Origin of the sequence: Arthrobacter sp. zg-Y1116, assembly GCF_024385485.1 — a bacterium.
Taxonomy (GTDB): domain Bacteria; phylum Actinomycetota; class Actinomycetes; order Actinomycetales; family Micrococcaceae; genus Arthrobacter_B.
The window spans coordinates 32304-58266 of the sequence record NZ_JANFLR010000001.1 but is presented as its reverse complement, the minus strand read 5'-3'; the positions used below and the strand labels follow the sequence as shown (position 1 = coordinate 58266).

Sequence of the window (25963 nt, the reverse complement as noted above, 5' to 3'; positions counted from 1 at the left end):
GTTAACTGTCGGAGCCGGGCTGTAGTTTTTAAGACATGCGTTTACTGCACACTTCAGACTGGCACCTGGGCCGATCCTTCCACGGCGTGGGAATGCTCGATGCCCAGGCGGACTTCATCGACCGCCTCGTGGACACTGTCCGGGAACAGCGGGTGGATGCCGTGCTGATCGCGGGAGACGTATATGACCGGGCGCTTCCGGCGGTGGACACCGTGCGCCTGCTGGATTCGGCGCTGGAGCGCATCACGGGTGCCGGCGCGGTGGTGGTGCTGTCCAGCGGCAACCACGATTCCGCCGCCCGGCTGGGTTTTGGCAGCGCACTCTTCGAGCGGGCCGGCGTGCACCTGCGTACGCGGTATGAAGACATTGCCCGCCCCGTGCTGCTGCCCGCCGAGGGCAGGCCGGTGGCCGTCTACGGCATCCCGTACCTGGAGCCCCGCCTCGCCGCCGGGGAGCTGGGCGTTGAGGTCCCGAACCACTTCTCCGTCACCGAGGCGGCCGTACGGCGCATCCGCGAGGACATCCTTGCCCGCGAACAGGCCGGGGCGCCCGTCGCATCCGTGGTGATGGCCCATACGTTCGCCAGCGGCGGCATCAGCAGCGACAGCGAACGCGACCTGGCGGTGGGCGGGCTTGGTGCCGTCCCACTGGATCTCTTCGGCGAGTTCTCCTACACGGCCCTGGGACACCTGCACGGCCGGCAGCAGCTGAGCCCCGCGGTCCGTTACAGCGGCTCACCGCTCCCGTATTCCTTCTCCGAGGCACGGCAGGCCAAGGGCGGATGGCTGCTGGAGTTCGACGGCGACGGCCTCGCTTCCGTAGAGGCCGTCACCTGGCCGGCCCGGCGCCGGCTGGCGGTGCTGCGCGGCAAGCTCGACGATCTCCTGGCGGATCCGGATCTTGCCGAGGCCCAGGATGCCTACTGCCAGGTCACCCTGACAGACAGCCAGCGGCCCGCCAGGGCCATGGAACTGCTCCGCACCCGCTTCCCGGACACCCTCGTCCTGGCTTTCGATCCGGAGGGCGGCGCCCGGGGACCGGACCAGACGTACAGCCAGCGGCTGGCGAAGGCGACTGACGATCTCGACATCTGCTGCGGCTTCCTTGAGCACGTCCGCTCGCGCAGCGCAGCCGATGAGGAAAAGGACCTCTTCATCGAAATCCTGGGCAAGGTCCGCGAAGCAGAGGCAGCACAGTGAGAATCCACCGCTTGGAAATGCAGGCCTTCGGCCCCTTCGCAGACCGGCAGGTTATCGACTTCGACGAGCTGGGCGCCCACGGGCTCTTCCTGTTGAACGGACCTACGGGTGCGGGGAAAACCAGCGTGCTCGACGCGATCTGCTTCGCCCTCTACGGCACCGTCCCAGGTGCCCGCCAGCAGGGACGCCGGCTGCGCAGCGACCACGCTGCCCAGGACACGGCCCCCGAAGTGGTCTGCGAGTTCAGTTCCGGTGTCCGCCGCTTCGAAGTTGTCCGGAGCCCGCAGTGGGAGCGTCCGGCCAAGCGGGCGGGCGGGAAGAGCACCGTCACCGAGCAGGCCAAGACACTGCTGAGCGAATTCGTTGACGGTGCGTGGGTCCAGAAGTCGTCCCGCAACGACGAAGCTTCAGCGGAAATCACCGAGCTGCTCGGGATGAACCGGGAGCAGTTCACCCGCGTGGTAATGCTGCCCCAGGGGGATTTTGCGGCCTTCCTGCGCGCCGATGCGGCCTCGCGCGAGCAGCTGCTGCAGCAGCTCTTCGGCACCTCCCGGTTTGAAGACATAGAACGCCGGCTCAAGGCCGAGCTTGTCGAAGCCACCGACCGCTTTGACAAGGCGCAGGAGCAGTCCGAACACGTGCTGCGTCGTGCACGTGACGAAATCCGGCGCTACCGCGGCGAACTGGCAGAAGGCAGCGGAGCGGATGACGACGGTGTCGAGGCCGAGGGCGGGGAAACGGAGCTCGAACAGTTCCAGGCGGAGCTCGACTCCCGAAGCGCCGCGGCCCGCAAGGAACTCGCGGAGCTGATGACGGCACGGGAAAGCGCCGAGAAGCACCTGCAGGAATTCGAGCACCGCCGTGCCCGCGGCATTGCCCTGCAGCAGCTGATCCGGGACGAAGCGGAACATGCCCGGTCCGAAGCGGAGATTGAGCCGCAGCGGGCCGCGCTTGCGACCCACGCGGCCGCCTCCCTGCTGGCAGGCAGCGTACGGGCCGCGGAAGCCGCTGCCCGGCGTGCAGAAAACCGCCGCACCGAAGCGGCCGGCGCCCTGCAGGCGCTGGCCGAGCATGTGCTGGCCCCTGGCTACGGTGTGTCGGCGGCCGCCGGGACCACGCTGCCGGACGGTGTGGAGGCACGCGTCGGTGCGGACCTCGCAGCCGTACGCGCGGCGTTGGAAGACGAAGAACGCAACGTGGCCCTGCTCGCCCGTGCCGGAGCGGAGCAGGACGCTGCAGAAGCCCACCGGGCGCAGGCCGTCGACGCCGACGCCTCGCTGGACTCCCTGCGGGCGGAAGAGACGGAACTGGCCGCTGAAGCCGCGGCGCTGGGACGGCTGGCGGAAGGGGAACCGCGGGCAGAAACCGCCCTGGCCGCCGCCGAAGAACTGGTCGCGACCATCAGCGGCTATGCCGCCGCCAACGAGCGCGCAGCAGCGACCGCGACGGCGGCTGCCGACGCCCGGCAGGAGTATCAGGATCTGCGGCAGCAGTGGCAGGATCTGCTGCAGGCACGCCTGGACCAGGCAGCGGCGGAGCTGGCACAGGAACTCGCAGACGGCGCGCCGTGCCCGGTATGCGGGGGACTCGAGCACCCGCGCCCGGCGGCGCTGCCCGACGGCGAGGCTCCGGTCACCCGCGAAGCCGAGCAGGCAGCCAAGGCACGCGCGGGCAAGGCCGAAGCGGCCTACGAAGAAGCCCGGCGCTTGGCCGGTACCGCTGCCGAGGAAACCGCAGCCCTTCGCGCCCGCGGCGGTGCGGGGGATGCCGCCGCCGCACAGGAACAGCTCGATGCGGCCCGCGCAGAGTTGGAGAAAGCCCGCGGCGCCGTCCGGTCGCTGGCCGAAGCAGACCGGCGCCTGACGGCAATCGCTGCGGAACTGGCGACCGCCGAGGCTGCCCGTTCCGAGGCCCTTATTGCTGCTGCACAGGCGGATTCGCGTGCCGCCGCAGCCCGTGAACAGGCAGCGGAACTGTCCGCGCGCATCCGCGAGGCCCGCCAGGGCTTCCCGAGCATCAGCGAACGCGTCCAGTCCCTGACGCTGTTCGCGGAGCTTGCCGCCGCCGCCCGCGAGGCGGCAGGCGCGGCTGCCGCGGCCGAAGACGAGTCGGGCCGGGTCAGCGCTGAACTGGATGCCGCCCTGGCCGGAACAGCCTTTGCCTCGGCGGCCGAGGTTGAGGCTGCCTTGCTCGACGCCGCCATCGCAGACGCCTACGCCTTGGCAGTTTCGAACTGGGAAGAGCAGGGCCGCAGGCTGCTGCTGCGGCGGGAATCCCAGGCAGCGGCCGGACCGGACGACGCCGCGGGGGAGCCGCTGGCCGTACCGGACGAGGAAGACGTGGCAGAGGCGGCAGAGGCGGCCGCGGCTGCACGGAAGGAACAGGAAGAGGCCGCCCTGCTCGTCCGCCTGCTGGAAGGCTCCGCCGGGCGGCTCGCTGAATACTCCACTGAGCTGGAGGCATCGCTTAAACGCACCGCGCCCCTTCGCGCCCGGCGGGACCTGCTGCAGTCGGTGGCGGATACTGCCCGGGGCGGCGGCGAAAACCAGTACAAGATGACCCTGAGTACCTACGTCCTGGCCGCCCGGCTGGAGCAGGTGGCAGCGGCCGCCACGGAACGGCTGGCTGCCATGACCGGAGGCCGGTACGCGCTGGTACACAGCGATTCCAAGTCCGGCAACCGCAAGGCCGGCCTCGGCCTGCACGTCACCGACGAGTGGACCGGCCAGCACCGGGATACTTCCACCCTTTCCGGCGGCGAAAGCTTCATGGCCTCCCTGGCCCTTGCCCTGGGGCTGGCCGACGTGGTCCAGCAGGAAGCAGGGGGCGTGAACATTGAAACCCTGTTCGTGGATGAAGGGTTCGGCAGCCTCGACGAGCAGTCCCTGGAGCAGGTCATGGACGCGCTGGAAGGGCTGCGCGACGGCGGCCGGGTGGTCGGGCTTGTCAGCCACGTGGCGGAAATGAAACAACGGATCCCGGCGCAGCTCCAGATCCTCAAGGGCCGCAACGGTTCCTCGGTCCGTTACAGCGCCGGCGAGGCCCTGATCCACTGACGTTCCCGTCGATTTGGGGGTCTTTGGTTAGGTCCACCGGCTCGGCATGGGTAAAATTGGACCCGTTACACGGGTTGTGCGCACCGGGAGGGGGGACGGTGCGCGGTTCGACGTATCTGGATACCGCACCATGACCCAAGACACCTCCACCCCCACTCAGGCACCAAGCCCTGACTCCAACCCTGACTCTGCCCCTGCCGACCCGGTGAAAACCCCGTCCGCAGGCGGCCGCTACCAAGTCATCTTCGCCCTGGCGGGCAAGTCGTTCTTCCCCATCGCCTTCCTCGCACGGCTTCCCCTGGCCATGCTCACCGTCGGCGCACTCACCCTGATCACAGAGGTTTCCGGCTCCTACGCACTCGGCGGCCTCGCCGCTGGCGGCGTCGGCGTCGGGTCCGCAGTGGGTGCTCCGCTGCTGGGGTATCTGGCGGACCGGATCGGACAGCGGCCGGTCCTCCTCGGCACCGCCGTCCTGAACCCCGTGGCCATCGGCTTGTTCCTGCTGTCCGCTGCGCTCCTGGATCCGGCCGACGCGCCGTTCTGGATGCTTGCGGCAGCATTGTTCATGGGTGCTTCCTGCCCGCAGGTCGGGCCCATGGCACGCGTCCGCTGGATGGCCATGACCGCCCGCCGTCCGCAGGGCCGCGAGATGGACACCGCCCTTGCCTACGAAGGAACCGCGGATGAACTGACCTTCGTGCTCGGCCCGGCCCTCGTCGGCCTGCTCGCCGCCGCCGTCGCCCCTTGGCTGCCGCTTGTGCTGGCAGCAGTGCTGACGGCCACGATGGTGACCGCCTTTGCCGTGCACCACACGGTGGAGCACGTTGTCCCCACCTCGCGCCGCCCGAAGATTTCCCGCAAGGGAGCGACGCCGGCAGGAAGCCGACCGGATCCGGAAACACCGGCCCCGCGGGAACGTCCGCAGTGGCTGCTCATCATGGTTCCGGTGCTCGGCATGGTCGCCATGGGATCGTTCTTCGGTTCCACCCAGACCAGCCTCACGGCGTTCGCCGGCAGCTTCGACATGGCCACTTCCGCCGGCCTCATCTACGCGGCCATGGCTTTGAGTTCCGCCGTTGCCGCCCTGTCCGTGGCCTTCTGGCCCGAGCGCTTCGGCACCGCGGGCCGCTGGGTCCTGTGCGCCGCGGCGATGCTGGTGTTTACCCTGCTGCTGTTCCTGCCCTCGAGCATCGGCATGATGCTGGTTGTGCTGCTGATTCTGGGTCTTCCCGTGGGACCGACCATGGTCAGCATTTTCGGCATCGGCGCCATCGTGGCCCCGCGCGAACTGATGGGTACCGTAATGACCCTGCTGGCCAGCGGCGTCGTCACCGGCCAGGCGCTGGGTTCATCCGTGGCCGGAGGGCTGGCGGATTCCTTCGGTTACAGCCACGCCTTCATTGTTCCGACCGCTTCGGCCGCAGCGCTCCTGCTGCTGAGCCTGGTCGCTGTCCGCGCAGCCAGCAAACGCTCGGCCGCCTGACCAGGGCAGCCGCCCGATCCGTCCGCAGGTGTTGGCCGGGCCACAGTTGGCCTAGTATCGAATAAGTAGGCCAGCGAGCACCACAAAGGAGAAACACCATGGGAAATACCGAAAAGGAAGCCGGCCAGGGGGATCAGTCGAAGACGGGTTCGCAGGGCGGACCCGAAGGCACCATCCCCCAGAGCGAGGACGGTATTTCGGCTGCGAGCACCGAGGAAGCCTCGAACTTCGAGCCCGAAGAGGATGAAGCGGCCGGCGACGGCAAGTAGCCTCTTCCGCCCCTCGACGAAAAACGGATCGGTCCAGCAGGACCGATCCGTTTTTTATGTCTTCTCCGGCCCGTCCGGCCTAGCCCAGACTGGGGGCGTGCTGCGGCGGCGCCGGAATATAGATGTTGCCCGTGGTGACGCCGCCCGTTGCGGATTCACCGGTGTCCGGATCGCTGAGCGCGGAGTCCGGCGAAGGAACGGTCGACGGTCCATCCAGCACCATGGCTTCAGAGGCCAGGGAACGAAGCGCCACTGCCACTTCGTGGGCCTCGGGGCGTGCGTCCACCAGGCGGGACGTCATGGCCCGCAGGATGCCCGTCCAATCCGGCCCCACCCACTCGGGGATCTCGGGGTCACGGAGCAGGCGTGCCACGGCTGCTTCCACAATCGGTCCGGGGAAGGCCTTTTCCCCGGTCAGGCACTCCAGGAGCACCAGGCCCAGCGAGTAGACATCTGTCCGCGGGTCCACGGCAGCCCCCTGCGCCTGTTCCGGGCTCAGGTAGTTCGCAGTTCCGATGGTTGCGCCGTTGGCGGTGGCAACGGTGGCTTCGACCATCCGGGCAATGCCGAAGTCAGTGAGCCTCGGGTAGAGGCGGGTGTCCATGTCTTCCTGGGGGAAAAGCAGGATGTTCGCAGGCTTTACGTCGCGGTGGATCACTCCGTTGCTGTGCACGTAGTTCAGCGCATCGGCCAGATCGGCACCCAGCGCCGCCGTTGCGGAGGAGGAGAGGGGACCTTCCTTGAGCAGGCCCCGCAGGTCCGGTCCGTCCACCAGCTCCATCACGAGGAAGCTGGAGCTGCGGCCCTCGTCGTCAACGTTGACGCCGGCGTCCAGCAGGGTGACCAAGCCGGGGTGGTTCAGGGTTGCCAGCAGCTGCATTTCGATCTGCTGGCGGCGGGTTTCGTCATCCTCGCGGAACCCGGCGTTGAAAAGCTTGACGGCCACTTCCCGGCCAAGGTTTTCGTCGACCCCGCGGTAGACAGCGGCAGCGCCGCCGGACCCGATGAGTTCGGTGGTGCGGTAACGGTGCCCCAGGAGTACATCCACGGGTGTCCTCCCTTGAGGGTCAAAGATGAAAGCAGGGAATCTCGCCTGGCATTAATCAGTAGGCTGATCAATGTCAGGCGAGTCCACTAGCCTTTTCATCTTAGCGTGCACCCGGAAATGTTGGCGGATAACGAGCCGTCGTGACCAAGCTGTTATTAGCCCGCCAGGAATTCCACCGCAGCATTCTTGAATGCCCGCGAAGTCACGGCGTTGGTGTGGGTGCGGGCGGGAAGCGAGAGCATCCCGGCCTGCCCGCTCAGGGCGGCCAGTTCGGGCGCCGTCGCCGCGAGGTCATCGCGTTCCCCGGCGACAAGGAGCAGCGGCATGGACGGAACCGCCGCTGCGGGGGAGAAGGGTTCCTCCTTGATGGCCTCGATCATCCGGAACAGCGCGGCCAGGCGGTTCTGCGGAACCAGCTGGGCCATGCGCAGCAGTTCGGCGGTGCGGGGATCCGCCACGGGCGCCCCGCCCGCCGCTGCTTCGCGGGCGGCATCGAGGTCGAAGTCCGCCAGCGGGTCACCGCTTCCCGGCCCTCCGAGCACCATGCGGTGCACGAGTTCGGGCTGGGTGGCTCCGAATTCCCAGGCGAGGCGGGAACCGAGGGAGTACCCCACCACGTCCAGGCCGCTGGCCGGGTCGCCGTCGGCCAGCGGGGAAACGCCTGCGTCCTGGAGTACCTGCAGCAGGTCCGCGCGGATGCGGCTGGGGCGGTAGGAATCCAGGTCCTCCGGTGCGGCGCTGCCGCCGTGGCCGGGCAGGTCCACGGTAATGATCCGGCGTCCCGCGGCGGTCAGCGCGGTGATCCATCCGGAGTCATGCCAGTTCAGCTGCGCGCTGGAGGCAAAGCCGTGCAGCAGGAGTACGGGACGCAGCGCCGTCGTGCCCCCGGCATCTTCGGCAGGGTCGATACTCTCCACCGAAAGGCGGGGGTCGGTGCCTTCCACCAGGGAGCCGTAATCCGCCACTGCCTAGTCCTCGTCCAGCGCGGCGGTCAGTCGGACCCGGCGGCGCGCCGGAGCTTCCTGCGGCACCGTACCCACGATGCCGGCGGTGTTGTCCGGAACCTCGAAGACAATAAGCGGTTCGCCGACGTTGATCGTTTCACCCGGCTCGCCGTAGGTGCGCGCAACGCGTCCGGCCTGCGGGGAGGGCAGCTCCACCGCCGATTTGGTGGTTTCCACCTCGACCAGCGGCTGGTTGCGTTCCACCTGGTCGCCCACGGACACCAGCCACTCCAGCACGGTGGCCTCGATCAGGCCTTCGCCGAGGTCGGGAAGGGGGAAGGGGATTTCAGCCACGCCGGTACTCCAATACTCGCTGGATCCCGAACAGGATGCGGTCGATGTTCGGGATGTATTCGTCTTCAAGGTCGCCTGAGGGATACGGTACGTCGAATCCCGTGACCCGCCCAACCGGAGCGCGCAGGGTATCGAAGCAGCGCTCGGTGATCAGGGCGGCCACTTCGGCGCCGAGGCCCGAGGTCAGCGGCGCTTCATGGACGACGACGGCGCGCCGGGTCCGGGCGACGGAGGCGGCCAGCCCCTCGGCGTCGATCGGCTTCAGCCACCGCAGGTCCAGGACCTCCACCTCGATGCCGTCCTCGGCTGCCAGCTCGGCCACGGAGAGGCAGCGGGCCACCATGGCGCCCCACGCCACCAGCGTGACGTGCTTGCCCGGACGGACCACCTTGGCGCCCTCCAGGGGGCCGGCGTCGTCCAGGAATACGTCGCCCTTCTGCCAGTAGCGGGACTTCGGTTCCATGAAGATCACCGGGTCCGGTACGGCTACGGCGTGCTTCAGCAGGTGGTAGGCCTCGTGCGGGCTGGAAGGGGAAACCACCTTCAATCCCGGAACGTGGGCGAAGAGCGCCTCCAGCGACTCGCCGTGGTGTTCGGGGGCGCGGATGCCGCCGAAACTGGGGACCCGCAGGGTCACCGGCATGGGCATCGTGCCCCGGCTGCGGTAGTTCATCCGGGCCAGCTGGGTGACGATCTGGTTTACCGCCGGATACGCGAAGCCGTCGAACTGCACCTCGGGGATTGGGTGGAACCCGGCCATGGCCAGCCCCACGGACATGCCCAGGATGCCCGATTCCGCCAGCGGAGTATCGAAAACGCGGTCCTGACCGAAGCGCTTCTGCAGGCCGTCGGTGATGCGGAAGACTCCGCCGAGCCGTCCCACGTCCTCGCCCAGGACCACGGCTTTGGGATCCTCGGCCAGGGTTTCCGCCAGGGCCCGGTTCAGGGCCGCCTGCATCGAGAGGTTTTCCACCCGGCCGTCGCCGTCCTCCGGGGACGGGGCCAGGGGAGACTGCTCCTGCGCGGCGGTCTGCTCCGTGTTCCGGGCAGCGGCTTCCAGGTCGGAGGACGCCACGGCGTCGCTGAGCTGCTCAGACATGTTCGGATTCCTCCCGCCAGGCGCGGGCCTGGGCTTTGAGTGCTTCGGTGGGCTCGGCAAAAACGAAGTCGAACATTTCCCGTCCGGGACGGGGGCCGAGCGCCATGACTCCCTCGCGGACGGTGTCCGCATGGGTCTTGGCGTCCTGCAGCGCGGCGTCCAGGAAGTCGGCGTCCGCCAGGCCTTCCGCCAGGAGCCGGTCCGCCAGCAGCTGGACCGGATCCACGCCTTCGTCGCGCCGTTCCTCGGCCAGGCTCCGGTACCTGCCGGGATCGTCGCTGGTGGAGTGCGGGCCGCGGCGGTAGGTCATGGCCTCGATCAGTACCGGACCGTGTCCGGCCCTGGCGTGAGCGGCGGCCTCGCGGGTGGCGAGGACGACGGCGGCGGCGTCGTTGCCGTCCACGGTGATGGCCTTCATTCCGTATCCGGCGGCACGGGCGGCGACGGTTCCGCCGGCCACCTGGGCCTCGGTGGGCAGCGAAATGGCCCAGCCGTTGTTCTGGACGAAGAAAATGACCGGAGCCTTCAGGACCCCTGCGAAGTTCATTGCTTCATGGATGTCGCCCTGGGAGCTGGCGCCGTCGCCGAAGTAGGTCAGTGCCACGCCGGGGTCGCCGGCGAGGGTCTGGCCGTGTGCCCAGCCCACGGCGTGCAGCACGGATCCGCCGACCACTGCCTGGATCGGCGCAAGCCGGGTCTGCACCGGGTTGTAGAGGCCGCCGTGCCAGCTGGCCTTGTGGGTGGACATATAGGCGGTCATATCCACGCCCATGGTGAGCGCCACGCCCATTTCCCGGTACGTGGGGAAAACGAAGTCATGCTTGGGATCCATGGCGAAGGCGCTGCCCACCTGGGCGGCTTCCTGGCCCAGTTCCGGGGCGTATCCGGGGATGATGCCCTGGCGCTGCCAGGCGATCGCGGCGAGGTCCAGCTGCCGGACGGCGGTGACCAGGCGGTACAGCTCCCGGAGTTCCTCCGCCGGCAGGGCCGCAGGTTGCAGATTATTGTCCATGGTCCGCAATTTAGTGCTTCACGCCACAGTGAGCAAACAGCGCCCCGAACATGACGCAGTCTGTACAAATGTAGCGTTCAGCCGCCGGATGTGCTTGGCAGTTTGCCTATCAGGCCTGGTCGGCTCGGTCCCCGGGTGCGGTGCGGGCCTTGGCAGCGCTGCGCCGTTCGAAGGACCAGGCCAGCAGGACCAGCACGGTGCTGAGGGCCGCCGTCGCCAGCAGCTGGATCCGCACATCGGGGTCGAAGAAGCCCAGGACCACGATTCCCGCGAGCAGTGCCAGCGCAAAGTAGGAGAGCCAGGGGAAGGCCCACATCTTGAACGTGAGTTCGACGCCGGCCGCTTCCGCCCGACGCCGCAGGATGATCTGGGAAACGATGGAGATGCCCCAGACCACCAGGCAGGTGGAACCGACGGTGTTGAGCAGGATCATCAGCACGGTGTCGGGGTAGAGGTAGTTCAGCACCACGGCAACGAAGCCGAAGACCACGGACGCCAGCACCGCCCGGCGGGGCACTCCGCCGGAGCCGAGGCGGCCCAGGGCGGCCGGAGCCCGGCCGCGCTCGCCCAGGGAGTAGATCATCCGGGATGCGCCGTACAGGTTCGCATTCATGGCGGACAGCAGTGCGATGACGATGACGACCGCCATGACCGTGTCCGCACCGGGGACCTTCGCTGCATGCAGGACGGCCACGAACGGACCGGTGCTCAGCGCTTCACTGTCCCAGGGCAGTACGGTGACCATCACCAGCACCGAACCGATGTAGAAGACCAGGATCCGCCAGATCACCGAGTTGATCGCTCCGGCAATATTCTTGGACGGTTCCTCTGTGTCCGCTGCGGCGATGGTGATGATCTCGGTGCCGCCGAAAGCGAAGACCACCAGCAGCAGTCCCGAGGCCACCCCGGTCAGGCCGTTGGGCATGAAGCCGCCGTTGTCGAAGAGGTTGGAGGTGCCCGGCGACGGGACGCCGGGAAGCAGTCCGGCCACGAAGGCGACGCCGACCGCCAGGAAGATGATGATTGCGGCAACCTTCAGGATGGCAAACCAGTACTCGAATTCGCCCAGGCTGGCAGCTCCGGCCAGATTGACGGCGGTAAACACGATGATGAAGGCCAGGGCCAGCATCCACTGCTCGATGCCGGGGACCATGGAGGCGACGATGGCCGCAGCGGCCGTTGCCTCCGCGGCTATGACGATCACGATCTGGAACCACCACATCCACCCGACCGTGGTGCCCGCCGTGCGCCCCAGGGCTTTCTCGGCATATACGGAAAACGCACCGCTGCTGGGGTCGGCCGCCGCCATCTCGCCCATCATGCGCATGATCAGAATCACCATGGTTCCGGCGATCAGGAAGGAGATCAGCACTGCCGGGCCGGCCGCTGCGATGCCTTCGCCGGACCCTACGAAAAGGCCGGTGCCGATGGCACTGCCGAGGCTCATCAGGACAAGGTGCCTCGGCTGCATCTTCCGCGCGGAGGATGGTTCCCCGGCCGGAAGCGCAGTGTCAGTGCTGGACGGGCGGGCGGAACTGGGCATAACGGGAGAGGCCTTAGAACGAACGGATTGGCTGCCGGTGCGTGCCGTCCGCGGGCAGGGATGCCGCTGCAGGACTGTACACCGGATTCCATCTTAAGGCCGGTTTGTGTGTCGTCGGTTCCGGCAGTCGACCGTGCTGCCTTTACAATTTGTACACTGCCTGTGCTTAGTCCCGGAAAGGACCCCATGCCCACCGACGCGCTGGACGCCCGTATCGTCACCCTGTTTACCGACAACCCGCGGATGTCGGTACTGGAGGCCTCGCGCCGGCTCGCCGTTGCCCGGGCCACGGTCCAGGCCCGCCTGGACCGGATGCAGGAGACCGGTGTGATCGCCGGCTGGGGTCCGCGGATCGACGCTGAGGCCCTGGGGTACGACGTCGTCGCCTACTGCTCGCTCACCATCCGCCAGGACACCGGCCATGACGCAGTGGTTGCGGCGCTGTCCCGGATTCCGGAAATCCAGGAGGTGCATACCGTCTCGGGGGAGAGCGACCTGCTGGCCCGGGTGGCGGCGCGGTCCAATTCTGATCTGCAGCGGGTGATCGACGCGATCGTTGCCACCAACACGGTCCTGCGGACCTCCTCCGTGATTGTGCTGAACACGCATTTCGAAGGGCGGATGCTGCCCCTGTTGCATGCGGCAGCAACTCCGGAGGCCTGAGACTCACCGCGTGGTTACCGCCTGGTAACTTAATCTTCCGCGCACTGGACTGTGATGCATGCCACAGCCGCTACACTCGCTCCCATGCCCAGCTCTCCCACGGCGCTATCCGCCGTTGCACTAGGCCGCGCGGCCGCTCCGAAGCTCGCCCGGCTCCTCACGTACCGCACCGTTTCCTCCCGGGTGCCCGGGGAAATGGAGCCGGACCAGTTCGAGGCCTTTATCGCAGCACTGCCGGAACTCTTTCCCCTTGTTTCCGCCGGCCTGCAGTTGGAACGGGTCAACGGGTTCGGGCTCCTGTACCGCTGGCCCGGGACGGCCTCGCCCGACGGCGCGTCCGGAGACGGCGCGGCGGTTGATGGCGCGGACGGCAGGGGTCCCGCGGTGCTGATGGCCCACTACGACGTGGTCCCGGTGGAGGACCCGTCGCGGTGGGATTACCCGCCGTTTGCCGGCACGGTCACGGAAACCTCCATCGAAGGCCGCGGGGCCCTCGATGACAAGGGGGCGCTGGCAGCCGTGCTGGAAGCGGCTGAACAGCTGCTCGCCGAGGGGTTCGCGCCCGCAGGGGACATCTACTTCTCCTTCGGCAACAACGAGGAAACCGCCGGCGATACGGCCGCTGCTGCCGCTGCCCTGCTCGCGGAACGCGGTATCCGTCCCTGGCTGGTGCTGGATGAAGGGGGAGCGGTGGCCTCGGGTGCGTTCCCGTTCGTGTCTGCGCCGCTCGCCGTCGTCGGCGTCTCCGAAAAGGGCATCCTCGACGTCGAATTGGCGGTGGAGGACACCGGCGGGCATGCGTCCACGCCGAACCGGATGGGTGCAACGGCGCGCCTGGCCCGCGCCGTCGTCCGCCTGGACCGCCGTCCTTTCCCGGCGTCCCTTCCGGATGTCAGCGTGGAAATGGTCCAGCGGCTCTCCGGCTCGGCGCCGCTGCCGCTCCGTCCGGTGCTGGGCAATGCCAGGCACCTGCGCGGTGCGCTCACCCGGGTGTTCGGGCTGCTCGGCGGGGAGCCCAACGCCATGACCCGCACCACCGTGGCCGTGACCCAGCTGCGGGGAAGCAAGGGATCCAATGTCCTGGCCACGCGCGCCACGGCCAATGCCAATGTCCGGGTGGCCGTGGGCGAGACGGTGGCGTCCACTGTGTCGCGGCTGCGGTCGATCATCCGGGACCCCAAGGTGAGCCTGCGCGTGGTGGAGGGCAATGAGCCCTCGCCGGTCTCCGCGACGGACAACGCCCAGTTCGCCCTGCTGGAGGAAACCATCCGGACCTGCTTCCCGGACGCCGTTCCGGTGCCGTACATCATGCTTGGCGGGACCGATTCGCGGCGTTTCACCTCCATCTGTGATGCGGTGTACCGCTTTGCCCCGTTCCGGATGAGCGCCGCGGACCGGGCCAGCATCCACGCCTACAACGAACGGCTGGGCATCGAGACGTTCGGCGAGGGCATTACGTTCTACAAGGCCCTGATGGGTGCGCTCTGATGTCCGCGCCGTCCCTGCCCGGGCTGCGCATGATCGGCCCCCTCGTCGGGTTCCTGGTGCTGGTGGAAATCACCAGCGGCATCCTGCAGGGCTACTACACGCCGCTGCTCACCGACATTGCCCGCCACCTGGGGATCGACGACGGCGACGTCAACTGGTTTGAATCCGCCCAGCTGATGCTTAGTGCCCTGGCCGTGCCGATCCTGGCCAAACTGGGGGACATCTACGGGCACAAACGCATCCTGCTGGTCTCCACGGTCCTGACGGCGGCGGCCTCCTGGGGAGTCGCCGTGGCCCCGGATTTCTGGACGTTCCTGGCCGCGTGGTCGCTCCAGGGCTTCTACGTGGTCTGGCTGCCGATGGAGATCGCCCTGATTTTCAGCCGGGTGCGCCACACCCCCAACCGGGCCGTGCTCACCCGCAAGGCGGCAGGCCTGCTGGTCGGCGCACTGGAGCTGGGGGTGATCGGCGGAGCCCTGCTGGGCGGGGTGCTGGTGGAGCACCTCCCGCTCTGGCTCACGCTGTGCGCGCCCGCCGCCGCGGTGACGCTGTGTATCTTTGCCGTGCATTTCGGGGTGCCGGAATCCAGCTCCCTGGACGGCGGCACGGTGGACCGCACGGGCTTCGTACTGCTGGCGGTCGGGCTGCTCCTGCTTACCTCCGGGCTGACCTTCCTGCGGATCAACGGTCCGGAGACCTGGTGGGTGTGGGCCGTCCTGGCTGCCGGTGTCGCCGCGTTCATTCCTTTTGTCCGGTACGAGCTCGGGCAGAAGGATCCGCTGGTGGATTTCCGGATGCTGCGCAGCCCGTCCATGTGGCCGGTCCAGCTGACCGCGGGGTTGTTCGGCATTTCGGTGCTCGGCGCCCAGGCGCCCATGTCCACGTTCGCCCGCACCGATCCCGCGCTGTACGGCTACGGCCTGGGGCTGGCGGCCTCGCAGGTGTCCATCATCATCGGGACCTACGTCTTCGCCCTGCTCGCCGGTGCGCTGCTCTTCCCTTTGGCGGCCCGGCGGACCACGCCGAGGAACACCTTGGTGGGTGCCTCGCTCCTGGTCGGTGTCGGGTACGGGCTCTTCCTGCCTTTCCATGACACCCTGCCGCAGGCCCTGATGAACATGGTGGTCGCCGGGCTGGGTTCCGGGGCGTTGGTGGCCGCGCTTCCCTCGGCTGCTGCCGCGGCGGCGCCGTTGAACCGAACCGGCATGGCAACCGGGCTGACCAACACCACCAAGACCATCGGCGGGTCCTTCGCCTCGGCGGTCTTCGGAATTGCACTGGCCGGCGCAGCCGCGGACGCCCTTTCGAGCGGAGCGGCCGACGCCGGGACGGTGGCACCGCTGCAGGGCTACCTGACGGTCTGGGCGGTGTGTTCGGTGACTGCGTTTATCGCGGCAGCACTCCTGCTGATGGTGCCCCGACTGGCGTTCGCCGATCCGCCGCTGACTGAGGCGGCCGCCTAGTCCTCCAGGCTCGCCAGGACCTTGTCCGTCAGTTCCTTCAGGCGTGCCAGCTCAGTGTTGTCCAGGGCCGGCGTCAGGAGTTCATGGATTCCACGTACATGGATGCGGCCCAGGCGCCGTTGGACTGCCCACCCCTCCTCGGTCAGCGAGAGCTCGACGCCGCGCTGGTCCTGTTTTGCCGACCGGCGCTGCACCAGGCCCCGGGCTTCAAGCCGGTCCACCATCCGGCTCAGGCTGGGCTGGCTGATGAGCAGGTGCTCGTTGAGCTCGTTGAGCCGTATCCAGCCGCCGGGGCAACGCGTCAGGTTGAACAGGACGTCGTACTCCCGCATGGTGAGCTCCCGGAATTCCGGATCCCGCTGCAGGCGCCGCATAACGCCGACCTGGACACGGAACAATGATTCCCACGCTTCGGCTGCCTGTTTCGCCGTGACGTCGTTTGTTGAATGCATTGTCCCAGCCTACTGAACCGCAGGGGACGTCGATGCAGATGACGGGGCGGGCTCCGCGTCCGCCTTCCGGGCGGCAACCCGTGCGGCGTGGGTGGGTCCTTCGGGGACGTCGTCCGGGCGGCGGGAATCGAATTCCCTTCGCAGTTCCGGCAGCACGTATTCGCCGAAGAGGTCCAGCTGCTCCAGCACCGTCTTAAGCGGCAGTCCTGCATGGTCGATCAGGAACAGCTGGCGCTGGTAATCGCCGAAGTACTCCTGGAAGCTCAACGTCTTCTCCAGCACCTCCTGCGGGCTGCCCACCGTCAGCGGGGTCTGGGCGGTGAAGTCCTCCATGGACGGCCCGTGGCCGTAGACCGGGGCGTTGTCAAAGTACGGGCGGAACTCGTTGACGGCGTCCTGGGAGTTCTTCCGCATGAAGAACTGTCCGCCCAGTCCCACAATGGCCTGGTCGGCGCGGCCGTGGCCGTAGTGTTCGTAGCGCTCGCGGTACAGGCCGATCAGCTGCATGTAGTGCTCCTTCGGCCAGAAGATGTTGTTGGCGAAGAAACCGTCTCCGAAGTACGCGGCAATTTCGGCGACCTGCGGCGTGCGGATGGAGCCGTGCCAGACGAAGGGGGCGACGCCGTCGAGCGGGCGGGGCGTGGCTGTGAAGTTGTGCAGCGGAGTACGGAACTTGCCCTGCCAGTTCACGGTGTCGTTATCCCACAGCTGGCGCAGCAGGTTGTAGTTCTCAACGGTCAGTTCCACCGAGTCCTGGGGATCCTTGCCGAACCACGGATAGACAGGCGCGGTGTTGCCGCGGCCAAGGACCAGGTCCACTCTGCCGTCGGCGAGGTGCTGGAGCATGGCGAAGTCTTCCGCGATCTTCACCGGGTCATTGGTGGTGATCAGCGTGGTGGTGGTGGAGAGGATGATCCGCTCGGTCTGTGCGGCAATGTAGCCCAGCAGAGTGGTGGGGGAGCTGGCATAGAACGGCGGATTGTGGTGCTCGCCGGTGGCGTAGACATCCATGCCGATCTCTTCGACCTTGCGGGCAATGGCCACGGCGGCCTTGATCCGCTCCGCTTCGGTCGGGATGCGCCCGGTGACGGGGTCCCGGGTGATGTCGCTGACGCTGAAGACGCCGATCTGCATGGTTGCCTCCGGAAGTTCGAGTGTTCCTAAAAGTATATGCATATGCATACATCTTCCCTAACCGTTACCTGCTCCGGTTCATTCCCGGGTTCGGTGGGTGGGTGCTGAGGTGGGGTGGGGTGCCGGGAGGTGGTGCCGGGGGGCGCCGGGGTCCCGTGCAGGTTCGATTGGTGCCGTGGGGACTCGACAATCGTGCTTGGCCACCTCCTCGGCGGACCCGGATTTCGGGTAGGTAGTCGAGGCGAAAAGACGGGTAATCCAGTTTCCTGAAGGGGCTGTTTCAGGCCTCTTTTCGACCCTGGAATGTCAGTGCCGGATGAAATCCTGAGGTATGGATCAGCTCGGAAATACCGAACCGACAACTGAAGAGCCAGGCATGGAGCAGCCGCCGACAAGGCCGGCTGGTGACGCGGAGGCACCCTGCTCTCCCGTAACTCTGGCGGTGTTTCGCGCGGCGCTGGCAGTGACTGTCGGTGACGGCGGGGGCGGAGGTGGTGCCACGCCTGTCGAAAGTCCTGCTGATGCTTACCCGGACGGTTTCACCGGGACGCTTGCGTTGCAGAATCTTGAAGCCTTTGACGAAGCCACGGTCGGTGAGGCCTTGGTCCGGGTGGAGCATCTGATTTCCTGGGGGCAGGCGCAGCGGGCCCACCTGTTGAACCGCATGGAGGAGATCTTCCGGGACAAGTTCTTCGACCCGTCGGAGCGGGATAAACCCGGGATCGCTTTCAGCCTCGCAGCGGCCGAATGCGCCGCCATCCTGAATGTTCCGCAGGTGACCGGTCAACGGCTGCTGAGCGAGGCCGGGCAGCTGTGCGACACCCATACGGCGACCCTGGCCGGGCTGGAAGAGGGACGGTTCTCGTACCAGCATGCGCAGGTGGTCCTGGAGCAGTGCCAGAACATTCCCGCCTCGAAACTGCCAAGGTTCGAGGCCGACCTACTGGCAGCAGCTCCGGGTCAGACGCGGGCGCAGTTCTCCGCCAAGGCCCGGCGGCTGCGCGAAAAGACGTTCCCGGAGACCGTAAGCAAGCGGCACCTGACCGCTTTCGAACAGCGCAAGGTCACCCTGGACCGGGAAGAAGACGGCATGTCCTGCCTCTCGGCTCATCTGCGTGCGGCGGAAGCGCAGCAGATCTATACCGCTCTCAGCACTGCGGCGCGGGGTGAGCAGGCGGGAGGAGATTCCCGGACCACGGACCAGCTGCGTGCCGACATCCTGGCGCAGCTGCTGATGGGCGGCAGCCGGAGACATTTGCCCGGCACCCCGGAAGAGGCCGCAACCCGAGACGCGTCCGGAAACAACGGCAGGGCCGGGCATACCGGCGACGACACTCACAGAACCAGACAGAACGGGGGAAGCATTGGTGTTGACGGCGTCCAGGAGAACACCGGCGGCCTGGAAGACAGCCCCGATGCGAAGGCCAGACCGGACGTGGGGTCCGGGTCGGATGAGGGAATCGTCCCTCGGGCGGAAATCATGGTCCTGATCAACGCAGAGACCCTCTTCGGAGCCGACGACCAGCCGGCAGAACTGCTCGGCTACGGGCCCATCAGCGCCGAAGAAGCCCGCCGACTGGCCCGCAACGCCGCAGGCTGGACCGGGCTGGCCCAAAATCCGCACACCGGAGAGATCCTGGGCGTGGGTCGGCGCAGGAAAGTCCCTGCCGGGCTTCGCCGCTGGCTCCGGGCACGGGACGGAACCTGCCGGTTTCCCGGCTGCCGGGTCAGCACCGCAAACGCGGACATCGACCACACCATCGACTGGGCTCGAGGCGGTCCCACGGACCACGGGAACCTTGAACACCTCTGCCGCCGGCACCACCGGTTCAAGACCTTGGGTTACTGGAAAGCGTGCCAGCCCGTGCCCGGGGTGATCGAGTGGACCTCGCCGACGGGGCGCGTCTATCGCACAGAGCCGTTCCTGGAACTCGGACCCCCGCATCCGGCCTCAAATCGGGCTGAGGATCCTGTGCAGGAATCGGGTCCAGTGCTGGAATCATCCAATCCAGTACAGGAATCGGAGACAGCGCCGCCGTTCTGAGCTTGACCGCCAGATCGCCAGACCGCCAGAAACCGTCAGATCGCCAGACCACCAGACCGCCGACGCGCCTGCTCGCCTAGGCGCGAGCCCCGGCCTCGCTCACCGGCTTCTGTTCCTTCCGCTCCTGCCGCTTCTCCCGGGATCCTTCCACCAGACGGTAGAGCACAGGCACCAGGATCAGGGTCAGTGCAGTTGAGGAAATCAGTCCGCCGATCACCACAATGGCCAGCGGGCGGGAGATGAAGCCTCCCTCACCCGTAACACCCAGGGCCATCGGCGTCAGCGCAAAGACGGTGGCCAGAGCGGTCATGAGGATCGGGCGCAGGCGCTGGCGGGCGCCGCGGAAGATGGCATCCTCCACGTTCATGCCCGGTTCATTGCCCCGAGGCTGCCGGTACTGGTTAATCAGGTCCATCAGCACAATCGCGTTGGTAACCACAATGCCCACCAGCATCAACATGCCCACCAAGGACGGAAGTCCCAGCGGAACCCCGGTCAGGAGCAGCAGCAGAACGGCACCGGTGGCCGCGAACGGAATGGAGACCAGCAGGATCAGCGGCTGCAGCAGGGATTTGAAGGTCGCCACCATGATCACGTAGACGATGGCAATGGCTGCAAGCAGGGCCAGGCCCAGCTGCGTAAAGGATTCGTTCTGCTGGGTGGCAGCACCGCTGAGCTCGGCCGTGACGCTGGTCGGAAGGTCGACTTCCGCCAGCCGTGACTGGACTTCGGTGATGGTGGCACCAAGGTTGTCGCCGTCGGGAGAGACGGAGACGACGGCGGTGCGTTCGCCGCCGGAGGAGGAGACCGACGTCGGCACCTCCACCTCTTCGACCGTGGCCAGCGCGCTCAACGGCACGGAGCCGGAACCGGCCGGCACGGAAATGCCGTTCAACTGCTCCAAGGACGTGATGGGGGTGCCTTCACCGATGAGCACCGGCAGGTCATCGGTGCCCAAACGGACCGTCCCGGCCGGCAGCGGGCTGATCGTGGAGGCGACCAGCCCGGCGATCTGCTGCTCGTTCAGGCCGGCAGCAACAGCCTTGCCCCGGTCGATGCTGACCTGCACCACCGGCTGGGACGATGAGAGGTTGCTGCTCGCCTCGGCGACGCCGGGCAGGTCGGACATCGCCTCAACGATGGCGTCGCTGGCCGGCTGCAGCTCCGACGGGTCACCGGCGGACAGGGAAATATCCACTGTGTTGGACGTGCCGAAACCGCCGCCGGTACTTCCGAGGGTGACCTCTCCGGCGTCGTCGGCGTCCTCAAGGGCGGACCGAACGGTATCCCGCAGGGCCACCTGGTCCACCCCTTCCTCGGTGATGACGGTGAAGTTCGCAACCGAGGAGCCCCCGCCGGTAAACGCCGCCAGCCCGGAGGTGGAAGTGCCCATGGTGACCTGGACATCCTTGACGCCCTCGATGTCACCCAGGATCTGTTCCACCTCTCCGGCAGCCTCGGACGTGCGTTCCAAGGAGGTGCCCGCCGGCAGCTCCTGCCGCACGCTGAAGGTGTTCTGCCCCGTATCGCCCAGGAGGTTGGTGGGCAGCAGCGGGGTCAAAGCGGCCGTCGCCACCAGGATGATCAGCCCGGCGGTAACCGTGTAGACCGGATGGCGCTGGGTGGTGCGCAGGATCGGCAGGTAACCGCGCTGCAGGAAGGTCCGGGACTCCCGTTCTTCCGCTTCGGCACGGTACGCGGCCGGATCGGCCACCGGAGGGGTGGACTTGAGGAACCAGTACGCGAGCACCGGCACAATCGTCAGGGAGACCAGCAGCGAAGCCAGCAGCGCCAGGGACGTGGTGACAGCGAAGGGGCGGAACAGTTCGCCGGCGAGCCCGCCGACAAAGGCGATGGGCGCAAATACCGCCACGGTGGTGAGGGTCGACGCCGTGACGGCACCGGCAACCTCGCGGACGGCAGTGAGGATGGCAGAACGTTTATCCTCGCCGTAGCCCAGATGGCGCTTGATGTTTTCGATCACCACGATGGAGTCATCCACCACCCGGCCGATCGCGATGGTCAGCGCACCGAGGGTGAGGATGTTCAGGGAGTAGCCGAAGGCCAGCAGCCCGATGAAGGTCACCAGCAGGGAGAGCGGAATGGAAACCGCGGTGACCAGCGTGGAGCGAATGGATAGCAGGAAGACCAGGATCACCAGCACGGCAAAGCCAAGGCCGAGCAGCCCCTCGGTGGTGAGATCGGAGATGGATGTTTCGATGAACGGTGCCTGGTCGAAGATCACCGTAAAGACGGCGCCGTTGCCCAGTTCATCCTGAAGGGAAGGCAACAGGTCCATGACCTCGTGGGAGATGCCCACTGTGTCACCGGCCGGCGTCTTGGTGATGGATACGGCCAGGGTGGCCTCGCCGTTGGTGCGCGTGATCGAGCTGGCCTCGTCCTCGGTGACGTCCACCGAGGCCACGTCGCCGATGGTGACCGGAGTGCTGCCGGGCGACGATTCCGTGGACTCGACCGGCAATGCGGAAATCTTCTCGAGGCTGTCCAGCGGGGCGCCGACCTGGATGGACAAGGTCCGGCCGTCTTCCTGGACCGTTCCGGCCGGCAGGAGGGCACCGCTGTTTTCCAGTGCCTCCACGATGGCTGCCGGGGTGACCCCGGAGGCGGCAAGCGCGGCGTTGTCAGGCAGGATGGCTACGTGGCGGGTGGCACCGCCGGTGACCTCCGCGGTACGCACGCCCTCGATCTTCTGCAGGCGGGGAACGGTCAGGCGCTGCAGGTCGGCGTTGAGCTCCGCGAGCGGCTCGTCGGAGGACACGGCAAGGTAGACAATCGGGAAGTCGCTGATGCTTCCGGCCAGCGACTGCGGATTCACGTCTTCGGGAAGCAGCTGCCGGGAGTTCGAAATGGCCCGGTCCACCTGGCCGCGTGCGCGGTCCAGATCGGTGCCGTAGGCAAAGGTAAGGCTGATGGTGGAGATGCCGGAGCGGGAAGTGGCCGTGGACGACTCGAGCCCTTCCACTGCAGTGAGCGCACCTTCCAGCGGCTCGCTGACCTGGGCATCAACCACATCGGGGGAGGCCCCCGGCAAAGCGGTGATCACGCTGATCTGCGGGAACTCCAGTGACGGGATCAGTTCCTGTTTCAGGGAGGTCATGGAAATGACTCCGAAAACAGCCACGAAAACCGTTATCAGGGCAATAAGCGCCCGGTTGGAGAGGGACAGCTTGGCCAAACGGTCCATGATCCTGCCTTAGGAAGGGCGAACTGGAGTTGGGCGACGCGGCTGTGCCGGCGTCGTAAATCGCTGTGCGGCGCAGGTCCTCCCGGAAGGGGAACCTGCGCCGCGGATAAAACTGGTGCTAGGAAAGTCCCAGGACCTTGTTGGTGTCGGCTTCAATCTCTGCCGCCAACTGCTCGTTCTCATTGAGCTTTACGCCGTAGCCCGGGATCATTTCCTTGATCTTCGGCTCCCAGCCGTCGAACTGGCGGGGGAAGGCGCGCTTGAGCAGGTTGATCATGATGGGCGGTGCCGTGGAAGCGCCGGGTGAAGCACCCAGCAGGGCTCCGATGGAGCCGTCGGCAGCAGTGATGAGTTCGGTGCCGAACTGCAGCACACCGCCCTTCTTCGGATCCTTCTTGATCACCTGCACGCGCTGGCCTGCCGTGATGAGGTCCCAGCCCTCGGTCTTCGCCGAAGGCATGAATTCCTGGAGTGCCTGCGTCTTGCCTTCGCGGGTCTTCATCACCTCGGTGACGAGGTACTTGACCAGGCTCATGTTGTCCTTGGCTACACCCAGCATGGGCACCAGGTTGGACGGCCGGACCGAAAGGGGCAGGTCCAGGTAGGAACCGGTCTTCAGGAACTTGGGGGAGAAGCCGCCGTACGGGCCGAACAGCAGCGAACGCTTCCCGTTCACGAAGCGGGTGTCCAGGTGGGGCACGGACATGGGCGGGGCGCCGACCGAGGCCTGGCCGTACACCTTGGCGTTGTGCCGGGAAATGATCGAATCGTCCGTGGAGCGCAGGAACTGGCCGGAGACCGGGAAGCCGCCGAAGCCCTTGCCCTCGGGGATGCCGGATGCCTGGAGCAGGTGCAGGGCCCCGCCGCCGCCGCCGATGAAGACGAAGCGGGCGGAGACGGTGCGGGTGGTGCCGCTGGCACGGTCCTTGACCTTCACATCCCAGCCGCCGGTGGAAGAGCGGGACACGTTGCCGACCTCGTGGCCGAAGTGCAGGTTCACGCCGTTGGCGCCGAGGTAGTTGGTCAGTTCGCGGGTCAGTGCACCGAAGTCGACGTCGGTGCCTCCGGCGACGCGCGAGGCAGCGACGCGCTGTGACGGGTCGCGGCCTTCCATGATCAGGGGTGCCCATTCAGCCAGTTTGGCCGGGTCCTCGGAGAACTCCATGGTCTTGAACAGGGGCTGTGCGCTCAGCGACTCGTAGCGGCGGCGCAGGTACTCGGAATGCGCGTCACCCCAGACGAAGCTCATGTGCGGCAGCGGGTTGATGAAGTTGTTGGAGATGTGGCCTGCAGACACCAGATGCGACCAGAACTGCCGGGAAACCTGGAACTGCTCGTTGATGCCCACCGCCTTCGCCGGGTCAACGGAGCCGTCGGCAGCGGCCGGGCTGTAGTTCAGTTCGCAGAGCGCGGCGTGGCCGGTTCCCGCGTTGTTCCAGGGATCGGAGCTTTCCAGCCCCGCCCGGTCAAGGCGCTCGTAGAGGGAAATGTCCCAATCGGGCTGGAGTTGCTTCAGGAACGCACCAAGGGTGGCGCTCATGATGCCGCCGCCGATCAGCAGTACATCAGTTTTCGTTGCGGAATTATCCGCCGGGCTATTAGCAGTCAACTTGTTCTCCAGTCGCGTGGGCGCTAGCCCTAGAAGCGTATCCCCGACCACATGCCTTCCTAAAATTATCGCTGCACGTAGCCCTTCCGCGGGAGGGGCCGGACTCAGCGATCGGCGAGCGTTATCCGGTTGAACACTTCGTGGAGGACGGGGCTGGTGGGATAGCCGGCCACGCGGGGAGACAGCGCGAGGGCGGAAATCGGGAAGGCGAGGGGAACCGCCGGCACGCGTTCGGCAATCCGGTCGGTAATGGCCCGGTAGGCGTCGGTCTGTTCCTGGCCTTCCACGAGGCTCCGCGCTTTTGCGATGCCGCTGAAAACCTCGGGATCGTTATAGGAAAATTCGTCGGTATACCGGCCAAACAGGGTTCCGACAAAGTTGTCCCCGGCCTCGTAGGTCCCGGCAAGCCCCAGCAGGTGGAAGGCCCGGTCCTCCTTGCCCTGGACCTTCTCCAGATAGCCCTCGGACCAGTCCACGGGGACCGGACGGATGTTGAAGCCGGCTGCGGTGAGCTGGCTGCTGAGCCTGGCATAGACGCGTTCCGGGGCGGGCAGGTAGCTGCGGGTGACGCGGCGGGGGTAGTAGAAGGGCAGCTCGCGCCCGTCGTAGCCGGCTTCCGTGAGCAGCTCACGGGCCTTGTCGACGTCGTACCCATAGCCGGCAACGGTGTCGGAGGTCAGGCCCAGCTTCTGCGGAAGGAACTGGTTGGCGGTCTTGGTGCCGTTGAGGAACAGGCCGTCCAACACTGCGGGCTTGTCGATGGCATGGGCGACCGCCCGGCGGATCAGTACGTTGTCCATCCCGGGGAAATTAGAGTTGATACCCAGATAGAGGATGGAATACGGATCCCGCTGCTGGATCTGCAGGCCGTTGCGGGCCAGGTCGCCGACGTCGTTGACGGTCACCAGGTCATAGCCGTCCACCTCGCCCTTTTTCAGCGCCCGCAGCCGGCCCTCGGGGCTGGAAAGAGTCTTGAACACAACCGTGCCGATCTGTCCGGCTTCGCCCCAGTAGTCCGGGTACGCTGCCAGCTCTACGGTGTCCTCGTTCCAGCTGACGAACCGGAACGGCCCGGTGCCCACCGGATGTGCGCCGTAGGCCGAGATGTTCCGGCCATTGCGTTCCTGGGTGAGGGCATCGGCCGTGGCGTCAGCCAGGGCCTTCGGGGAAGACATGGCGAACGCCGGAGCGGCCAGGGCGGGAATGAAGCTGTCGAGCGGCTCGGTAAGCTCCACCCGCACCGTGAACTCGTCCTCCACTACGCATTCGCGGTAGACCGCGGTCTTCGGGGAGTCCGAGAACCCCCGGAAGACGGATCTGTACATGAGGGAGTCGTTGCGCACGGATTCCGGCAGCGTGTACCAGCGTTCGAAGTTCCTGCGCACGGCTTCTGCGTTGAAGGGCTCGCCGTCGTGGAACGTGACGTCGCGCCGCAGGTCAAACGTGTACGTCCTGCGGTCCTCGGACTTGGTCCAGCTCTTTGCCAGCAGGGGAATCGGTGCCGAGGTCAGGGCGTCAACTCCTACCAGGCCTTCCAAGACCTGCCGGGTCACCCGGTAGGACTCGGTATCCGCAGCAAGCGCGGGATCCAACGTGACCGGGCGGGCCGCCGTCGCAAAGGTGAACCGCTCATTGGGGCCCGCCGGACCGGTTGCCGTGGGTGTGGGAGTGGGGGAGGGAGAATCAGCTTCGGCAGTGCAGCCGGCGAGCATAAACGCCGCAGCCACCGCGCCGGCACGGATGACGGAGCGTCGGGAAAGGGCGGGAGCGCCGGATCCGGTGCCTGGATCTTTGGCAGGGCCGGATTTAGCGGTGCCGGATTTGGTCACGGTAATACTCCTCCGGGACGCTCCATCCCTCATTTTTCAGTGATTCTTCATTCTAAATGATTAAAAACC

19 protein-coding genes are annotated in these 25963 nt (G+C 66.8%); 8 read left to right on the top strand and 11 right to left on the bottom strand.

Annotated features, from left to right (window positions below; translation table 11 throughout):
- Window positions 1-35: 35 nt before the first annotated feature.
- The 4 genes from NNX34_RS00250 to NNX34_RS00235 all read left to right on the top strand — a co-directional run bounded on the left by NNX34_RS00250 (window position 36) and on the right by NNX34_RS00235 (window position 6007).
- Entirely contained in the window at window positions 36-1199 is a 1164-nt protein-coding gene (locus tag NNX34_RS00250; protein ID WP_255764604.1) for an exonuclease SbcCD subunit D, read from the top strand.
- Window positions 1196-4255: an AAA family ATPase gene (locus NNX34_RS00245; protein WP_255764603.1), complete on the top strand. Its 3060-nt coding sequence runs from the start codon at window positions 1196-1198 to the stop codon at window positions 4253-4255. The genes NNX34_RS00250 and NNX34_RS00245 overlap by 4 nt, the downstream gene beginning before the upstream one ends.
- A 130-nt stretch (window positions 4256-4385) precedes the next feature.
- Window positions 4386-5738, top strand: coding sequence for an MFS transporter (locus NNX34_RS00240; protein ID WP_255764602.1), 1353 nt, complete (start codon window positions 4386-4388; stop codon window positions 5736-5738).
- A gap of 98 nt (window positions 5739-5836) precedes the next feature.
- Window positions 5837-6007: a hypothetical protein gene (locus NNX34_RS00235; protein WP_227918232.1), complete on the top strand. Its 171-nt coding sequence runs from the start codon at window positions 5837-5839 to the stop codon at window positions 6005-6007.
- 79 nt (window positions 6008-6086) lie between these two features.
- Here NNX34_RS00235 and NNX34_RS00230 read toward each other — a convergent pair whose 3' ends face one another.
- The 6 genes from NNX34_RS00230 to NNX34_RS00205 form a co-directional block, all read right to left on the bottom strand.
- A complete protein-coding gene (locus NNX34_RS00230) occupies window positions 6087-7055 on the bottom strand; it encodes a serine/threonine-protein kinase (RefSeq protein ID WP_255764601.1) in 969 nt (322 codons plus the stop codon).
- 155 nt (window positions 7056-7210) lie between these two features.
- Window positions 7211-8020: an alpha/beta fold hydrolase gene (locus NNX34_RS00225; protein WP_255764600.1), complete on the bottom strand. Its 810-nt coding sequence runs from the start codon at window positions 8018-8020 to the stop codon at window positions 7211-7213.
- 3 nt (window positions 8021-8023) lie between these two features.
- Window positions 8024-8353: a biotin/lipoyl-containing protein gene (locus NNX34_RS00220; RefSeq protein ID WP_227918229.1), complete on the bottom strand. Its 330-nt coding sequence runs from the start codon at window positions 8351-8353 to the stop codon at window positions 8024-8026.
- Entirely contained in the window at window positions 8346-9311 is a 966-nt protein-coding gene (locus NNX34_RS00215; RefSeq protein ID WP_255765686.1) for an alpha-ketoacid dehydrogenase subunit beta, read from the bottom strand. Before NNX34_RS00215 ends, NNX34_RS00220 begins: the two co-directional genes overlap by 8 nt.
- Before the next feature lie 133 nt (window positions 9312-9444).
- Entirely contained in the window at window positions 9445-10464 is a 1020-nt protein-coding gene (locus NNX34_RS00210) for a thiamine pyrophosphate-dependent enzyme (protein ID WP_255764599.1), read from the bottom strand.
- 109 nt (window positions 10465-10573) lie between these two features.
- Window positions 10574-11911: an amino acid permease gene (locus NNX34_RS00205; RefSeq protein ID WP_370647202.1), complete on the bottom strand. Its 1338-nt coding sequence runs from the start codon at window positions 11909-11911 to the stop codon at window positions 10574-10576.
- Between the two features lie 282 nt (window positions 11912-12193).
- Here NNX34_RS00205 and NNX34_RS00200 point away from each other — a divergent pair, with 282 nt between their 5' ends.
- From NNX34_RS00200 to NNX34_RS00190, 3 genes are all read left to right on the top strand, one after another.
- Window positions 12194-12670, top strand: coding sequence for an Lrp/AsnC family transcriptional regulator (locus NNX34_RS00200; RefSeq protein ID WP_255764598.1), 477 nt, complete (start codon window positions 12194-12196; stop codon window positions 12668-12670).
- An 84-nt stretch (window positions 12671-12754) separates the two neighbouring features.
- A complete protein-coding gene (locus NNX34_RS00195) occupies window positions 12755-14158 on the top strand; it encodes a M20/M25/M40 family metallo-hydrolase (RefSeq protein WP_255764597.1) in 1404 nt (467 codons plus the stop codon).
- On the top strand, window positions 14158-15621 hold the full coding sequence (locus NNX34_RS00190) for an MFS transporter (protein ID WP_255764596.1): 1464 nt from the start codon (window positions 14158-14160) through the stop codon (window positions 15619-15621). The genes NNX34_RS00195 and NNX34_RS00190 overlap by 1 nt, the downstream gene beginning before the upstream one ends.
- Here the strand turns inward: NNX34_RS00190 and NNX34_RS00185 are convergent.
- Window positions 15618-16073 carry a MarR family winged helix-turn-helix transcriptional regulator gene (locus tag NNX34_RS00185; RefSeq protein WP_255764595.1) on the bottom strand — a complete coding sequence of 152 codons (456 nt, stop codon included), beginning with the start codon at window positions 16071-16073 and terminating at the stop codon, window positions 15618-15620. The two genes, NNX34_RS00190 and NNX34_RS00185, sit on opposite strands and share 4 nt — an antisense overlap.
- A 9-nt stretch (window positions 16074-16082) precedes the next feature.
- Window positions 16083-17207, bottom strand: a complete 1125-nt coding sequence (locus tag NNX34_RS00180) for an LLM class flavin-dependent oxidoreductase (RefSeq protein ID WP_255765684.1) — start codon at window positions 17205-17207, stop codon at window positions 16083-16085.
- Window positions 17208-17763: 556 nt separating this feature from the next.
- On the opposite strand from NNX34_RS00180, the gene NNX34_RS00175 reads away from it, so the two are divergent.
- Complete coding sequence (locus NNX34_RS00175) at window positions 17764-19251, top strand: HNH endonuclease signature motif containing protein (protein ID WP_255764594.1); 1488 nt, start codon at window positions 17764-17766, stop codon at window positions 19249-19251.
- Window positions 19252-19327: 76 nt separating this feature from the next.
- Here the strand turns inward: NNX34_RS00175 and NNX34_RS00170 are convergent, their stop codons facing one another.
- From NNX34_RS00170 to NNX34_RS00160, 3 genes are all read right to left on the bottom strand, one after another.
- Window positions 19328-22456 carry an efflux RND transporter permease subunit gene (locus NNX34_RS00170; RefSeq protein ID WP_255764593.1) on the bottom strand — a complete coding sequence of 1043 codons (3129 nt, stop codon included), beginning with the start codon at window positions 22454-22456 and terminating at the stop codon, window positions 19328-19330.
- Between the two features lie 118 nt (window positions 22457-22574).
- Window positions 22575-24065: a malate:quinone oxidoreductase gene (locus NNX34_RS00165; RefSeq protein ID WP_227918220.1), complete on the bottom strand. Its 1491-nt coding sequence runs from the start codon at window positions 24063-24065 to the stop codon at window positions 22575-22577.
- Between the two features lie 104 nt (window positions 24066-24169).
- Window positions 24170-25894, bottom strand: coding sequence for an ABC transporter substrate-binding protein (locus tag NNX34_RS00160; RefSeq protein WP_255764592.1), 1725 nt, complete (start codon window positions 25892-25894; stop codon window positions 24170-24172).
- Between the last annotated feature and the right edge of the window lie 69 nt (window positions 25895-25963).

Bases quoted from the DNA above. Each gene is read 5' to 3' on its own strand.
- NNX34_RS00180 (WP_255765684.1), bottom strand. From the start codon at position 17,207: ATGCAGATCGGCGTCTTCAGCGTCAGCGACATCACCCGGGACCCCGTC.
- NNX34_RS00215 (WP_255765686.1), bottom strand. From the start codon at position 9,311: ATGCAGGCGGCCCTGAACCGGGCCCTGGCGGAAACCCTGGCCGAGGAT.
- NNX34_RS00235 (WP_227918232.1), top strand. From the start codon at position 5,837: ATGGGAAATACCGAAAAGGAAGCCGGCCAGGGGGATCAGTCGAAGACG.
- NNX34_RS00205 (WP_370647202.1), bottom strand. From the start codon at position 11,911: ATGAGCCTCGGCAGTGCCATCGGCACCGGCCTTTTCGTAGGGTCCGGC.
- NNX34_RS00200 (WP_255764598.1), top strand. From the start codon at position 12,194: ATGCCCACCGACGCGCTGGACGCCCGTATCGTCACCCTGTTTACCGAC.
- NNX34_RS00170 (WP_255764593.1), bottom strand. From the start codon at position 22,456: ATGGACCGTTTGGCCAAGCTGTCCCTCTCCAACCGGGCGCTTATTGCC.
- NNX34_RS00250 (WP_255764604.1), top strand. From the start codon at position 36: ATGCGTTTACTGCACACTTCAGACTGGCACCTGGGCCGATCCTTCCAC.
- NNX34_RS00240 (WP_255764602.1), top strand. From the start codon at position 4,386: ATGACCCAAGACACCTCCACCCCCACTCAGGCACCAAGCCCTGACTCC.
- NNX34_RS00190 (WP_255764596.1), top strand. From the start codon at position 14,158: ATGTCCGCGCCGTCCCTGCCCGGGCTGCGCATGATCGGCCCCCTCGTC.
- NNX34_RS00210 (WP_255764599.1), bottom strand. From the start codon at position 10,464: ATGGACAATAATCTGCAACCTGCGGCCCTGCCGGCGGAGGAACTCCGG.
- NNX34_RS00185 (WP_255764595.1), bottom strand. From the start codon at position 16,073: ATGCATTCAACAAACGACGTCACGGCGAAACAGGCAGCCGAAGCGTGG.
- NNX34_RS00195 (WP_255764597.1), top strand. From the start codon at position 12,755: ATGCCCAGCTCTCCCACGGCGCTATCCGCCGTTGCACTAGGCCGCGCG.